The organism is Pseudomonas sp. Fl5BN2, from assembly GCF_009908205.1.
Taxonomy (GTDB): domain Bacteria; phylum Pseudomonadota; class Gammaproteobacteria; order Pseudomonadales; family Pseudomonadaceae; genus Aquipseudomonas.
In genome coordinates, this window is the sequence record NZ_JAAARL010000007.1 from 44,255 (window position 1) to 55,985 (window position 11,731).

The following is an 11,731-nucleotide window of genomic DNA, read 5'->3' on the forward strand; positions in this document are numbered from 1 at the left end:
TTACCCTGGCCATCCGCAGATCCACATTGAGTAAAGGTTCTATCCGCGATGAGCGACGACGAAGGGTTTTTCCAGGGCCGTCTCACCCTCAATACTGCCTGGCGAGAAATGCGCATGAGCCATTGGATCGCTAGCCCCAGGCTGGTGGAGTGCGGCAGCGGCAGGGTGCTGCTGGATCTGCACGGTAGCCTGTGGGACCTGCTGTCGAGCCACGAGTCGGCCGACGCATTGGACCTGTCGTTGCGGCGCTACCCGGGCGATCAGGGCGCCTTGACCTTGCGCATCAAGGCGGCGGATTTCAGCCTGTGGCTCGGTTCGCATCCGCTTGCGCCGGCGGACGTGGAAGTGGCCCTGGACGCGGCACTGCAAGCAACACCGGTTTAGCTGCCCGCGCGGTCTGTGAGCAGGCCCAGCACAGGGGGGACGCTCAGGTTTGCCGCTCATGCAATTGCGCGTAGGCCTCGGCCTCCAGCTCACCGCTGCCGGTGAGCGCCTGGCCTGCTTCGTTATAGAGAGCAAAGTCATGTTGCTGGCCGCCGATGCTCGCCGCGCCATCCAGGCCCAGCAACAAAGTGTAGAGCTGGTCGGTCAAGGCGCAGTCGAGTAACTCTACGACCTGGGCCTGCTGGTCGGCAGGCAGCGCCAGGGCGTGCAGGCGAGCAGCGGCGCTGGAGGAGGGGGACTCCTGCAGGCTGTTCAGGTAATGCTGTTTTTCCGCAATCCAACTGGCCACCAGCGTCTTGGCATCCATCGGGGTTACTCCTGTATGGGGTGGATCTTGGCCTGGTCGATATGCCAGCGCTGCTTGATTTGCAGCAGGCTGCCATCGCGTTTCATTGCATCCAGGGCCTGTTGCCAGCGGGCCACCCGGGCAGCGTCGACCTTGGGCGAGAAGGCGATATAGGCATCCTGGTGCATCAGCGGTATCTGGTAACGCAACTGGTCGACGTGCAGGCCCTGTTCGGCGGCGAAGGTGCCCACGCTCATGGTGTCGGCCACCACGTACTGCACGCGGCCGACCTGCAGCAGGCGCATCATGATTTCCGGGCTGTCGACGCCCCACAGGTTGTCCAGCCCCTGTTGCTTGAGGTAGCTGTAGACCAGCCATTTGCGCGGCACGGCGATCTGCCCCCGGGTCTGGCGCACATCAGTCACCGTTGCACTATCGCTGCTGCGGGCGTAGAGCGCGGTCTCGGTCTGCATCAGCGGGCCTACCCACTGATAACTGGACTCGCGCTCGGCGGTGCGCAGTATGGTAAACACCGCCGTGTCGGCGGCTTCGCTGGCATCGCGCAGGGCGCGCAACATTGGTCGTTGCTGAACCCGGATCTGATCGCCGCTGCGTTGTGCCAACGCCTCGACCACATCGACGCCGAAACCCACCATTCGCTCACCCTGCTGGAAGTGCAGCGGCGGATGGTTATCGGTCAACATGCGCAGTTCCGCCGCGTTGGCCGCGAGGCTCAACAGGGCCAACATTCCTCCCAGAACCCAGTTCATCGCGCACCTTGAAAATACAAAGGAGCAGAGCTTAGTACGACAGTGCCAGAGCCGTCGCGGAAAAATTACCGGCATCACCAGACGAGAGAAAGGGCCTGCTGTTGCAGGCAGTTTTTTTCATCAATGCTGTGCAACCGAGAAAGGCCTGCGGGTATTCTTGCGCGGCCTTTTCAGAATGGAATCGACCCATGTTTTTACCCCTCATCCGCTCATGGCCGGCCTGCGGGCTGTTGTTCGTTGCCCTGGCCTGTTCCCAGGGGCTCCAGGCCAGCAGTTTCGACTGCAAAAAAGCCGCCAGCACCAGTGAGAAGGCGATCTGTGCCGACCCTTACACCGCCGGTTTGGACAGCCGCCTGGGTGCAGCCTGGGCGACGACCCTGGCCAAGGCGACAGACCCCAAGGCGCTGCGCTTCGATCAGCGGCAGTGGCTCAAGCGGCGCGACCAGTGCGCGGCCGAGCTGGCCTGTCTGCGGGGCACCTACCTGAGCCGTTTGACCGAGCTGCGCTACATGAATGTGCCGTTCAATTGGCAGGGCACTTGGCAGCGGGTGTCCAACAGTCCGTTTTATGCCGGTGAACTGGTGATCCGGCACGTGGGGGCGGATCGCCTGGCCTTCGATCTATCCGCCATGGGCGGCGCCAACTCCGGTGCGCTGCAGGGCAAGGCGCGAATCAAGGGGGGCGAGGCAATGTACGCGGTCGAAGGTTGCAGCCTGCGCTTCAGTGCGCGCAACGGCCTGCTGGAGGTCATGCAGGATGGCGAGTCCTTCGCCTGTGGCGCCGGCAGCGGGGTCCGTTACGACGGCACCTACGTCGCTTCCAGGCAGCCACTGAAGTCGGAGTACTCGCTGCTGACCCTGGCCCTGGTCCACAGCGAAGAGGAAGACCGGCAAGCCCGGCAACTGCTCAAGGAGGACTACCAGACCTTGCTCGACAGCGGCTCGGTGTTCATGGCGCAAAGCTCTGCCGAGCTGCCGGGCGCCGAGGTCACCGAAATGTGGCTACGAGGGCTGGCCACCACCAATGCAGCGGTGGTAGTCCGCGGTGCCCAGGGGCAGCTGTGGGTGGCGCTGCTGAAACCGGTGGGGCCGGCGGATGAGGTGCGGGTGCGCTACTACACCACGGTCCCGGAGTGGAAGGAAAGCCTGCCGGATGCGGTGCAGAACTGGTACGAGGAACGCACCAAGGGCAAGCGCCTGGCGCTGGACATGATGCCTTGAGGCTTGATCTTGAATTCTTGGCGTGGCCAATGGCACGGGCGAAATCACCAAAATTTCGCTGTACCGACGCGCAACAGCGCAGGTGCAACTGCTAGAGTCTCGCCCCTGGCAATGCGCGACGCCGATTTTTGCGCCAGGGGCGACACTTCGGGCGCTGGCAGACGCGAGCCTTGCCGGGCAAATTCGTCGGGTTGGTGACGCGAAGCCATGGCGAGCGTCTACGACTTAGCAAGTGACACTGCCGCCGCCGTTATCGGCGCCTGGCACATTGAAATTGGGAGAATTTGTATGGTCATCAAACCCCGCGTTCGCGGCTTTATCTGTGTGACGACCCACCCGGTGGGTTGCGAAGCCAACGTCAAGCAACAGATCGATTACGTCACCCAGCAGGGCGCCATCGACGCAGGGCCGAAGAACGTACTGGTCCTCGGCGCATCCACCGGCTACGGCCTGGCGGCACGCATCACTGCCGCCTTCGGTTGCGGCGCCAACACCCTCGGGGTGTTCTTCGAGCGCGGCAGCGCTGACGGCAAGCTGGGCACCGCCGGCTGGTACAACACCGCGGCGTTCCACAAGTTCGCCGAAGAAAAAGGCCTGTACGCCAAGAGCATCAATGGCGACGCCTTCTCCGACGCGGTCAAGGCCGAGACCATCGAGACCATCAAGCGCGACCTGGGCAAGATCGACCTGGTGGTCTACAGCCTGGCCGCCCCGCGCCGCACCCACCCCAAGACCGGTGAAGTGCTGAGCTCGACCCTCAAGCCCCTGGGCAAGTCCGTGACCCTGCGCGGTGTCGACACCGACAAGGAAATCGTCAAGGAAACCACCCTGCAGCCGGCGACCCAGGAAGAGATCGACGGCACCGTGGCGGTGATGGGCGGCGAAGACTGGCAGATGTGGATCGACGCGCTGCACGAAGCCGGGGTTCTGGCTGAAGGCGCGAAAACCACCGCCTTTACCTACCTGGGCGAGAAGCTGACCCACGACATCTACTGGAACGGTTCGATTGGCGAAGCCAAGAAAGACCTGGACCACAAAGTCATCGGCATGCGCCAGCAACTGGCCGACCTGGGTGGCGACGCTAGGGTGTCGGTACTCAAGGCCGTGGTGACCCAGGCCAGCTCGGCAATCCCGATCATGCCGCTGTACCTGTCGCTGCTGTTCAAGGTGATGAAAGAGCAGGGCAGCCACGAAGGTTGCATCGAACAGGTCTACGGCTTGTACAAGAACAGCCTGTACGCCGAGACGCCAGTGATCGACCAGGAAGGCCGTCTGCGCGCCGACTACAAAGAGCTGGAACCGCAGGTCCAGGACCGGGTGAAAGCCCTGTGGGACCAGGTCACCAGCGAGAACCTCTACGAAATGACCGATTTCGTCGGTTACAAGCAAGAGTTCCTGCGCTTGTTCGGTTTCGAGATCCCGGGCGTCGACTATGAAGCCGACGTCGATCCGGACGTGAAGATCAGCAACCTGATCCAGCTGTAAGCTGCGTGTAGCATCAGCCAGCGCCCCTCCTCGTGAGGGGCGCTGTCGTTTGCGCCCACATATTCCCTGTAGGAGCCGGCTTGCCGGCGAAGGGCTCCGCAGGTCTTGTGCTGGTCTTGGCGATGCCTTCGCTGGCGAGCCAGCTCCTACACGAGCCAGCGCCTACGTGAGCGATTCCTGCAGGCGCGGGCAATTGCGCAAGATCGTTCAAGCCAGGGGCGCCGGCAGATGGCACAGTCAGCGTCCGTTATTTGTGTGCAGGGTTCTATGTCCAGCGTTCTCTTACCCCGTGCCGCCTTTGTTCGTGGCGCCATTGCCATCGTGCCGTTGTCCCTGGCCACCGCGCCCTGGGGGCTGCTGGCAGGCTCCATGGCCATTGAGGCCAATCTCACCCCGCTGCAAGGCCAGGGGCTGTCGAGCATTGTCTTCGCCGGTGCCGCGCAACTGGTGGCCATCGGCATGCTCAAGGGCGGGGCGGGGGTCTTCTCGATCCTGCTGACCACCTTGCTGCTGACCTCCCAGCACTTGCTCTACGGCATGAGCCTGCGCTCGGTGATTTCGCCGTTGCCCGGCCGCTGGCGGGTGGGCCTGGGCTTTCTGCTCACCGATGAGCTGTTTGCCCTGACCAGTGCCCATGACCAGCAGCAGTTCAACCGCTGGTACGCCCTGGGCGTGGGCCTGACCTTCTATGTGGCGTGGAACCTCTTCACCCTGCTGGGCATCGTCCTGGGCAAGAGCATTCCAGGGTTGGAGCACCTGGGGCTGGACTTCTCCATTGCCGCCACCTTCATCGCCCTGATTACGCCGCTGGTACGCAATGTGCCGACGGTGGTCTGTGTCGCGGTGTCGCTGTTCTGTTCGGTGCTGTTCAGTTATTGGCACTGGGGCTCGGCCCTGGTATTGGCCGGCCTGGCGGGCATGACTGCGGGCTTTGTCTGCAACAAGCTGTATCGGGGGCGCACATGATGGTCTGGGCAGTTATCTTCGGCATGGGCCTGTTGGTGTTTCTCAATCGCTATGTCTTTCTCGAGCCGCGCCTGCCACTGCGCCTGAGCAGCAATGCGCGGCAGTTCCTCGGTTTCGCGGTGCCGGGAATGCTCACGGCAATCTGCGGGCCCATCGTGTTCATGCCCGAGCATCAGTTGAACCTGGGGTGGGACAATCCCTACCTGTTGAGCTCCCTGGTGGCGATTGCGCTGGTGATCTACACGCGCAATACCCTGGTCAGCATGTTGCTGAGCATGGGTTTCTTTTTCCTTCTGCGCTGGTGGCTGTGAGGGGCGATTGAGGTAGCCTGTGCCGCCTTAGGCTCAGGCCTTTTTTTCAACTGCAATGGATGCTTTGGATGAGCGACTTTCCCCACGATATTGACCTGGATGCATTCTGGGACCAGGGCTCCAGCAGAAAGATCAACCAGCCGCCGCCCAGCGATCAACTGATCGCCGAACTGCAACAACAGTTGGGCTACCGCTTGCCGGCGTCCTATGTGGCCTTCATGCGCCGCTACAACGGCGGCCGTCCGCGGCTGACCTGTTTCCCGGTGGAGCAGGGCACTTCCTGGGCGCAAGACCATTGTGCGATCGACAGTTTCCTGTGCATTGGCAGCGACTCGCACTACTCCCTGGGGGGTGGGCTCGGCAGTCGTTTCATGATCGAGGAATGGGGCTATCCGGACCTTGGGGTGTACATCTGCGATTGCCCGTCCGCCGGGCACGACATGATTGCCCTGGACTACCGCGAGTGCGGCCCCGAGGGTGAGCCGCAGGTGGTGCATGTGGACCAGGAGAGCGACTATGAGGTGACTTTCCTGGCCTCGAGTTTCGAGGCGTTTGTCCGCGGCTTGGTGTCGTGGGAGGTGTATGACAACGCGGAGCAGGATTACCTCGACGACCTGGACAAGGTCGTCAACGCTGGGTTTTCGCCGTTGCTGGGCGAGCTGATCGAGCACTTCCAGCAGGTCCCTGACATCGCTGCACTGATCCGCGAGATTGCCTTGCGGATTGTCGAGGACAAGCGCTACTTCGCCCTGCACGCCGACCCGTTGTCGCAGCTGTTGTACGACCTGCAGTTCTGGCTGTATCAGAATCGCCACCCGGTGGCGGATAAATCACAGTACCTGCTGGCCTACCAGCACATGATTGCCTTCGGCAACGGCTTCGGTACCGGCGGCTACGCGCCGCGCTTCATCGAGGACTGGTTCCGCGATCGGCTGGGCGCCGGGCAGATACGCCAGAGCGCTGGCGGCCTGGTCTTGAGCGAAGACTATCGCGGCCAGTTGCTCAAGCAGTTGGCCGCGTTGCGCGAAGAACAGCCTCAGCCCCAGGAGCACCCATGAGCCACGAGTCGGTCCGTATCACTGGCGAACAAACCCTGTCTGACAACTGGTATGTGCTGAAGAAGTACAGCTTCGAGTTGCGTCGTCGCGACGGTAGCTGGCAGGCCCAGGCCCGTGAGGTCTACGACCGGGGCAATGGCGCGACGATCCTGTTGTACAACCTCGAGCTGCGCACGGTACTGCTGACCCGGCAGTTCCGCATACCGGCCTTCGTCAATGGCCACAGCGGCTACCTGATCGAAACCGCCGCCGGCCTGCTGGACAACGCCAGTCCGGAAGTCCGCATTCGCCAGGAGGCGGAGGAGGAAACAGGTTATCGGGTAGGGGAGGTGCAGAAGGTCTTCGACGCCTTCATGAGCCCGGGCTCGGTGACCGAGCGGGTGCATTTCTTCATTGGCCGCTACCAGGCCGGGGACCGCATCAGCGACGGCGGCGGCCTGGAGCATGAGGGCGAGGACATCGAGGTCCTGGAACTGGACATCGACCAGGCCCTGGGCATGATCAAGAGCGGGGAGATCGCTGATGGCAAGACCATCATGCTCCTGCAATACCTGCAGTTGCATGTGCTCAAGCCTCGCAGCCTGATGGTGCTGGTGGCCGGCCCTTATCGTTCCGGCACGGATGACGATCCGGCGTTGCTGGCACGCAATGTCGAAGCCATGGAGCAGTGTGCCGCCCAGGTCCTGGCGGCCGGGCATTTCCCGGTGCTGGGGGAGTGGGTGGCGTTGCCAATGACCCGCCTGGCGGGCTCCCGGGCCGTGGGTGACGCGGTGTACAACGCGCAGTTTCACGCCTATGCCGAACGCCTGCTGGAGCGCTGTGACGCGGTGCTGCGCATCGGTGGGGCCTCGGCAGGCTCCGATGCCATGGTGCGCATCGCCCAGGGGCTGGGCCTGGGTATCTATCATCAGGTGGAGCAACTGCCTGCGCTGACTCCGGTCGCGCTCCGCGCCTGATCAACCCGCGCTGCTGAGCGGACTGTTGGCGGCCTCATTCGCCGCCGGCAGTCCCGGCCTGCTCCAACGTCTCTCCAGTGCCACCCCGGCCCCGGGCTTTTCTTCGAGCCTGGCGGAAAAATACTGTCTATCTTCAATAGGCAAGCGGGAGCTTCGTCAAAGACCATATGTCGGCGTGAGTCACGCCGGTCGCTTTGTCGCTATGGCGCATGGAGCCCTATGGAAAATCTCGGTCTTGATCCGTCACCAGGGAGCAGCCCCTCCAATCAGGCGCTGACCCGGACCACCTTGCTGGGATGCTTGGGGCTGTTGCTGGCGCTGTTTCTGTTCACCGCGGTGTTGCTGGTGTACATCGCCCTCGATCAGAACCTTGCCGCCGAGCAGCACAGCCGCCTGGATCTCGACAAGGCACTGCAGGCCTTCGACAGCAATGCCCGCACCACCCTCAAGGACTACGCGCTGTGGGGTGATGCCTACCAGCACTTGCACCTGAGCGTCGATCTGGAGTGGGCTTTCACCCGTCAGAACTTCGGTCCGACCCTGTACCAGGACCTGGGGTTCGACGGGGTGTTTGTGATCGACCCGCAGGGGCGGACCGTCTACGCGCTGGTGGCCGGACGCCTGGTGTCGATGGATGCCCGGGACTGGCTGGGGGAAACCCTGCAACCTCTGGTGGATCACGCGCGTCTGGTGGCGGCCGGCGGCAACGCCAGCAGCCGCTACCTGTCGATCGCCGGCGTTCCGGCGCTGGTGGTGGCCGATGTGCTGAGCCCGGGCAACGATCCGCAGGTGCGGGGCGATGCCGGACCGCAATCGGTGCTGATCTTTGTGGCTCGCTTGGATCCGACGCGGTTGCTAGCCCTGGGGCAGGGAATGGGCATCGAGCAACTGCAACTGGCCGCTGCCGGAGCGGCGGACGGGCTGCCCACCCTGGCCTTGCCCGAAGGCGCCGGAACCCTGCAGTGGCAACCCGCGCGTCCGGGGCACCGGTTGTTGCTGCTGGTGATGCCGCTGTTGCTGTTGGCGGGCCTGCTAGTAGGGCTGATGGCTGGGTTCCTGTTGCGCCGAGCCGCTGCTGCGGCTCGGCTGATGGATCAGCAAGTGCAGGCCTTGCGCGTCAGTCGCTGGGCCCTGGCGGCCAGCGAGGAGCGTTTTCGCGACGTCGCCGAAGCTGCCTCCGACTGGATCTGGGAAGTCGATCCGCAACTGCGTTTCACCTATCTCTCCGAGCGCTTCGAGGTGGTCACGGGGCTGGCTCGGGAGGCAACCCTGGGGCTGGCGATGGACGAGCTGCTGAGCACCGATCAGGATTCGCTGCAAAGCTGGCTGGCGCTTCCGGACCGGCACCCGCAGGCGGTCTTGCAGTGCACTTACCTGGATGGTGAGCGGCAGCCGCGGATCTGCCGTCTTTCGGTGCGGGCCATGGCTGCTGGTGGTTACCGTGGCACCGCCAGCGACATCACCGAGGAAGTCGCGGCCCGGCGGCGGATCGAGTACTTGTCCCAGCACGATGCCCTGACCGGGCTGGCCAACCGCACGCGCATGCAGGAGTTTCTCGAAGGCAAGCTCCAGGCCTTGCCGCTCTTGCAGGAGCCCTTGTTGATGCTCAGCATCGACCTCGATCGCTTCAAGCCGGTGAATGACCTGTTGGGGCATGCGGCCGGCGACCAGGTGCTGCATGAGGTCTCCCAGCGCCTGAGCCAGTGCCTGCGCAGTGAAGACCTGGTGGCCAGGGTCGGCGGCGACGAGTTTGTCCTGGTGGTGCCGGGGCAAGTGACCGAGGCCGAGATCGAAGGCCTGTGCCGGCGCTTGATCGAGCGGATCGAAGCGCCGTTCTACATTTGCGGGCATGAAGTCTTCATCAGTGCCAGCATCGGCATTGCCCGGGCCCCGGCCGACGCCCGCCAAGCCGAGGAGCTGCTGCGCTTCGCTGACATTGCCCTCTACGAGGCCAAGGCGGCAGGACGCAGCACCTGGCGTTTCTATGCCGCTGACATGAAGGTGCGGATCATCGAGCGGCGCAGCCTGGAGCGCGACCTGCGCCATGCGATTGAACAGGATCAACTGATCCTGCAGTTCCAGCCTCGTTACCGGCTGGCCGACCGACGCCTGGTGGGCGCCGAGGCGCTGGTGCGCTGGCAGCATCCGCAACGCGGGCTACTGGAGCCGGAGGTGTTTGTACCGATCGCCGAGGACAGCGGCCTGATCCTGCCGTTGAGCGACTGGGTGCTGCACGCGGCCTGCCGCGCCGCCCGCAGCTGGCCCGGGCACCTGCTGCTGGCGGTAAAGCTGTCGTCCAGCGAGTTTCAGCGCGGGCAACTGGTGGCCCGAATCAACGGTGCGCTGATTCGGAGCGGGCTGGAGCCCTCACGGCTGGAACTGGAAGTGACCGACAAGATGCTGTTCGACGACAGTCGTCAGGTGCTGACCAGCATGCAGGGGCTCAAGGCTTTGGGGGTGCGTCTGTTGATGGATGACTTCGGTACCGGCTACTCGGCGTTGCAGTTCCTGCAGAGTTTTCCTCTGGATGGCCTGAAGATTGACCACAGCCTGGTGGCCAGGATGCACGGCAATGACACCGGGCGTTCGATTGTCCAGGCGATCGTCGACCTGGCGCACGCCCTGTCGTTGCGGGTGGTTGCCGAAGGTGTGGAAACAACGGAGCAGCTCAAGCTGCTGCATGCCATCCAGTGTGACGAAGTCCAAGGCAGCCACCTGGGGCCGCCGCTGGAGACTGCAGGGTTATTGGCACTCTGCGCCGAGGCGGCCCAGGCCGCAGGTTCGAGCACCTGAGCGAGGTGCCTTCAGGGCAGGTGATCGGCGGCGAAGTCCGCCTCCGAGCGGGCCTGCAGGCGGCCCTTGCGGCAGGCCTGCTGGAAGCGCTCGAAGTCCCGTTCGTTTTGCGTGGCATAAGCCTGGGCGTAGTGCCACAGGGCTTCGGCCAGGGTCTCGCTGCTGCCGATATAGCCGCTGATCAGCGCCGCTTTGCCCGAAGCCTTGGCATGGGCCCGGGCCAACGCCCGGCCACAGACCCGGGCATAGGCAGCAAAGGTTTCTTCATCGAAGGTTTCCAGTTCCGCCGAGACCTTCATGTCCCGCAGTTGGCGCACATAGAAGTGGCGACCATTGGGGCCGGTGGTCCAGCCCAGGAACAGGTCGCTGGCGGACTGCATCAGGCGTTGCCCTTCCACCACTCGCTGGCCGTTGTGGCGCGGCCGTGAGCGAGTATTCACGTAGTCGGCGAGCACCGAGCGTCGGGCCTCCTTGAACTGCAGGAACAGCGGCTGCTGCTGGTTATCGGTGAGCAGCGCGACCAGGCAGCGGGTGCCGACGCTGCCCACGCCCACCACCTTGAACACCAGGTCACGGGCGCTGAATCGGGCCAGCAGGTCACGCCGGTCGGCCTGCAGGGTGCCGCGATAGTCGCGCATGAAGGTGTCGTACAGTGGCCGCCAGTCTTCCAGGCGCATCCAGTCGTCATCGTTATCAAGCAACGATGTCTCTTTGTGCAGGTGGAAAATCTCCGGCAAGTCGTCACGAATCCGCAACTGTCCGCGGCTGTCGCGTTCGCTGATCTTCGGCAGCAGGCCGGCGTGGGTGCGTCGCGCCGCCTTGTCGATGGCCCGTTGCAGATGCCCGAGGACATTGCCGTTGGCCTGCGCCTGTTGCAGCAGGTCGTCCTGGGTCAGGGCGTCGTACCAGATGTCCAGGGCGTTCTGTCCGGCGCAGGTGGCCATGCTGCGCTGGTAGGCGCCCACCAGTTCGCGGCAGACCCGCTCCTCGACTCGGGCGCCGTGGCGAAGGTGCCGGGCGGCGATCAGGAAACTCGCCACCAGGCGCTTCAGGTCCCACTCCCAGGGCCCCGGGTGAACCTCGTCGAAATCGTTGACGCTGAACAACAGGTTGCGTTCCGGGGTGGCGAAGCCGCCGAAGTTCATCAAGTGGCAATCGCCGCAGATGGTCGAGCGCAGGCCCATGTCTGGTGTAGTCGCCAGGTCGTGGGCCTGGAGCAGGGCGTTGCCGCGGTAGAAGGTGAAGGGCGACACCAGCATGCGCCCGTAGCGCAACGCCACCAGGGACTGGACCCGCCCCTGGCTCGAGGCTTCGATCAGCGGCAAGGGGTCGCGCTTGACCTGCCCGGGAGCCGCATGGGAACTGCGGGGACAGTGCTTGCGGGCTTGCTTGCCTTGCTTGAGCGGGTCGCTGGGGCGGTTCATGGCTGGCACCTGTGGGAG

The 11,731-nt window shown here is 63.9% G+C and carries 11 protein-coding genes; 8 read left to right on the forward strand and 3 right to left on the reverse strand.

Annotation, left to right across the window (positions count from 1 at the left end):
* The first annotated feature begins 48 nt into the window (after positions 1 to 48).
* Entirely contained in the window at positions 49 to 384 is a 336-nt protein-coding gene (locus GV819_RS11700; protein WP_161756240.1) for a hypothetical protein, read from the forward strand.
* A gap of 43 nt (positions 385 to 427) precedes the next feature.
* Here the strand turns inward: GV819_RS11700 and GV819_RS11705 are convergent, their stop codons facing one another.
* Positions 428 to 751, reverse strand: coding sequence for a hypothetical protein (locus GV819_RS11705; RefSeq protein ID WP_161756241.1), 324 nt, complete (start codon positions 749 to 751; stop codon positions 428 to 430).
* A 5-nt stretch (positions 752 to 756) separates the two neighbouring features.
* Positions 757 to 1,500: a substrate-binding periplasmic protein gene (locus GV819_RS11710; RefSeq protein ID WP_161756242.1), complete on the reverse strand. Its 744-nt coding sequence runs from the start codon at positions 1,498 to 1,500 to the stop codon at positions 757 to 759.
* 188 nt (positions 1,501 to 1,688) lie between these two features.
* On the opposite strand from GV819_RS11710, the gene GV819_RS11715 reads away from it, so the two are divergent.
* The 7 genes from GV819_RS11715 to GV819_RS11745 all read left to right on the forward strand — a co-directional run bounded on the left by GV819_RS11715 (position 1,689) and on the right by GV819_RS11745 (position 10,289).
* Positions 1,689 to 2,720: a lysozyme inhibitor LprI family protein gene (locus GV819_RS11715; RefSeq protein WP_161756243.1), complete on the forward strand. Its 1,032-nt coding sequence runs from the start codon at positions 1,689 to 1,691 to the stop codon at positions 2,718 to 2,720.
* 288 nt (positions 2,721 to 3,008) lie between these two features.
* Positions 3,009 to 4,205, forward strand: coding sequence for an enoyl-ACP reductase FabV (gene fabV, locus GV819_RS11720; RefSeq protein ID WP_161756244.1), 1,197 nt, complete (start codon positions 3,009 to 3,011; stop codon positions 4,203 to 4,205).
* Positions 4,206 to 4,472: 267 nt separating this feature from the next.
* The gene (locus tag GV819_RS11725; RefSeq protein WP_161756245.1) at positions 4,473 to 5,171 is read left to right on the forward strand and encodes an AzlC family ABC transporter permease; all 699 of its coding nucleotides are present in this window, start codon (positions 4,473 to 4,475) and stop codon (positions 5,169 to 5,171) included.
* Positions 5,171 to 5,482, forward strand: coding sequence for an AzlD domain-containing protein (locus tag GV819_RS11730; protein ID WP_178125091.1), 312 nt, complete (start codon positions 5,171 to 5,173; stop codon positions 5,480 to 5,482). The genes GV819_RS11725 and GV819_RS11730 overlap by 1 nt, the downstream gene beginning before the upstream one ends.
* A gap of 68 nt (positions 5,483 to 5,550) precedes the next feature.
* Entirely contained in the window at positions 5,551 to 6,540 is a 990-nt protein-coding gene (locus GV819_RS11735; RefSeq protein ID WP_161756247.1) for an SMI1/KNR4 family protein, read from the forward strand.
* Positions 6,537 to 7,496: a GDP-mannose pyrophosphatase NudK gene (gene nudK, locus GV819_RS11740; RefSeq protein ID WP_161756248.1), complete on the forward strand. Its 960-nt coding sequence runs from the start codon at positions 6,537 to 6,539 to the stop codon at positions 7,494 to 7,496. The genes GV819_RS11735 and nudK overlap by 4 nt, the downstream gene beginning before the upstream one ends.
* Before the next feature lie 219 nt (positions 7,497 to 7,715).
* Entirely contained in the window at positions 7,716 to 10,289 is a 2,574-nt protein-coding gene (locus tag GV819_RS11745; protein ID WP_161756249.1) for a bifunctional diguanylate cyclase/phosphodiesterase, read from the forward strand.
* Between the two features lie 11 nt (positions 10,290 to 10,300).
* On the opposite strand, the gene GV819_RS11750 is transcribed toward GV819_RS11745, so the two are convergent.
* On the reverse strand, positions 10,301 to 11,713 hold the full coding sequence (locus GV819_RS11750; protein ID WP_161756250.1) for a DUF2252 domain-containing protein: 1,413 nt from the start codon (positions 11,711 to 11,713) through the stop codon (positions 10,301 to 10,303).
* Between the last annotated feature and the right edge of the window lie 18 nt (positions 11,714 to 11,731).

Coding starts and splice junctions, on each gene's coding strand:
- GV819_RS11715 (WP_161756243.1), top strand. CDS start 1,689: ATGTTTTTACCCCTCATCCGCTCATGGCCGGCCTGCGGGCTGTTGTTC.
- nudK (WP_161756248.1), top strand. CDS start 6,537: ATGAGCCACGAGTCGGTCCGTATCACTGGCGAACAAACCCTGTCTGAC.
- GV819_RS11735 (WP_161756247.1), top strand. CDS start 5,551: ATGAGCGACTTTCCCCACGATATTGACCTGGATGCATTCTGGGACCAG.
- GV819_RS11725 (WP_161756245.1), top strand. CDS start 4,473: ATGTCCAGCGTTCTCTTACCCCGTGCCGCCTTTGTTCGTGGCGCCATT.
- GV819_RS11700 (WP_161756240.1), top strand. CDS start 49: ATGAGCGACGACGAAGGGTTTTTCCAGGGCCGTCTCACCCTCAATACT.
- GV819_RS11745 (WP_161756249.1), top strand. CDS start 7,716: ATGGAAAATCTCGGTCTTGATCCGTCACCAGGGAGCAGCCCCTCCAAT.
- GV819_RS11705 (WP_161756241.1), bottom strand. CDS start 751: ATGGATGCCAAGACGCTGGTGGCCAGTTGGATTGCGGAAAAACAGCAT.
- fabV (WP_161756244.1), top strand. CDS start 3,009: ATGGTCATCAAACCCCGCGTTCGCGGCTTTATCTGTGTGACGACCCAC.
- GV819_RS11750 (WP_161756250.1), bottom strand. CDS start 11,713: ATGAACCGCCCCAGCGACCCGCTCAAGCAAGGCAAGCAAGCCCGCAAG.
- GV819_RS11710 (WP_161756242.1), bottom strand. CDS start 1,500: ATGAACTGGGTTCTGGGAGGAATGTTGGCCCTGTTGAGCCTCGCGGCC.
- GV819_RS11730 (WP_178125091.1), top strand. CDS start 5,171: ATGGTCTGGGCAGTTATCTTCGGCATGGGCCTGTTGGTGTTTCTCAAT.